The sequence below is a fragment of the Streptomyces sp. OfavH-34-F genome (assembly GCF_022347745.1).
In the GTDB taxonomy this organism is placed as follows: Bacteria; Actinomycetota; Actinomycetes; order Streptomycetales; family Streptomycetaceae; genus Streptomyces.
Genome location: NZ_JAKRGC010000601.1, coordinates 1 through 1,561, shown reverse-complemented (window position 1 = coordinate 1,561; position 1,561 = coordinate 1). Strand labels below are relative to the sequence as shown.

Genomic DNA, 1,561 nt, shown 5'->3' with positions numbered 1-1,561 from the left:
CGGGTGTTGGCGGCGGCGACCGCACGGGCCAGCGCCACGCAGACCAGCAGCGTCAGCGGCACCGCGAGCACCGCGCACACCACCGCGCCCGCCCCGCCCGCCAGCGCCGCCACCGCGCCGGCCGCCAGGCACAGCGTGAACAGGGGGCCCGGACCGATCAGCGACGACACCAGGAGCGCGGTGACCAGCGGCCGGGGCCGCAGCGGGAGCATGACCAGCCGGGTCGGGTCCAGGGTCTCGTCCCCGGCCGAGAAGAACAGCGGCATCACCGCCCAGCCCAGCGCCACCACGGCGACGAGCAGCACCACCACCGCCTCGGCGTGGGCGTTCCCGCGCAGCAGGACCAGCCCGAGCACCTGCCCCGCCGCGACCAGCAGCGCGGCGGCGACCGAGACCACGTACACGGCCCGGCGTCCGGCGGACTGGCGCAGCCCGTTGCGCAGCAGCGCCAGCTTGAGCCGGGTGAAGACGGGGATCAGCGCCGCGGCCCCGCCCGCCCCGTCGGCGGCCCCCGTGCCGCCGGTCCCGCGCGCCGGGGCGTCGAGCACGCTCATCGGGCACCGCCCAGCCAGTCCAGGCCCTCACCGGTGTCGCGGTCGCCCGCGCCCACCAGCTCCAGGAACGCGCTCTGCAACGAGGGCGCCTCCCCGCGCACCTCCGCGAGGGGGCCCTGCGCCCGGATGGTGCCGGCGGCCATCACGGCGACCCAGTCGCACAGCGACTCCACCAGCTCCATCACATGGCTGGAGAACACCACGGTCGCCCCGGACCGCGTGTAGCGCTCCAGGACCTTGCGGATGGTCTGCGCCGAGACCGGGTCCACGCCCTCGAACGGCTCGTCGAGGAACAGGACTTCGGGATTGTGCAGCAGCGCAGCGGCCAGCCCGATCTTCTTCCGCATCCCGGTCGAGTAGTCGATGACGAGCTTGTGCTGCGCGCCCGCCAGGTCCAGCACGTCGAGCAGCTGCGTCGCCCGGCTGTCCACCTCCTCGCCCGGCAGCCCGCGCAACCGGCCGGTGTAGGCGAGGAGTTCGCGGCCGGAGAGCCGTTCGAACAGCCGCAGCCCCTCCGGCAGCACCCCGATCCGGGACTTCACCTCGACCGGGTCGCGCCAGACGTCGCGGCCCCCGATCTCGATGCGGCCCTCATCGGGCCGGAGCAGCCCGGTGACCATGGACAGCGTCGTGGTCTTCCCCGCCCCGTTGGGCCCCACGAGCCCGATGAACCGGCCCGCCGGCAGCACCAGATCGATGCCGGCGACCGCCGTCTGCTCACCGAACCGCTTCCACAGCCCCTCGACGCGCACCGCGGGCGGTGCCGCCCGCGGTGCGCCGGCGGCCTCCGCGTCCCGGTCCGTCTCCCCGAATGCTGCCCGGTCCGTCATGTGCACGCCCTTCGACCCCGTACGTACGTGAAGGGCCAGCCTACGAAAGGGCCTCGCGGGCGTCGGCCGCCACCCGGCCGCAGGCGTACGCGAGCGGGCCGATCAGCTCCGCCGCCTCCGGCAGCCAGCGGTTGGCGGTGGTGGGGCAGCGGGCCCACTGCACCGCGCCCGCCCCGC

Annotated in this window: 1 protein-coding gene and 1 pseudogene; both read right to left on the bottom strand. The window is 75.4% G+C overall.

Going from position 1 to position 1,561, the window contains the following annotated elements:
* A pseudogene (locus MHW47_RS35305) lies at positions 1–554 on the bottom strand (transporter); the annotation flags it as partial.
* Positions 551–1,384, bottom strand: a complete 834-nt coding sequence (locus tag MHW47_RS35300) for an ABC transporter ATP-binding protein (protein WP_239227890.1) — start codon at positions 1,382–1,384, stop codon at positions 551–553. The pseudogene MHW47_RS35305 and the gene MHW47_RS35300, both read right to left, overlap by 4 nt.
* Positions 1,385–1,561 lie beyond the last annotated feature (177 nt).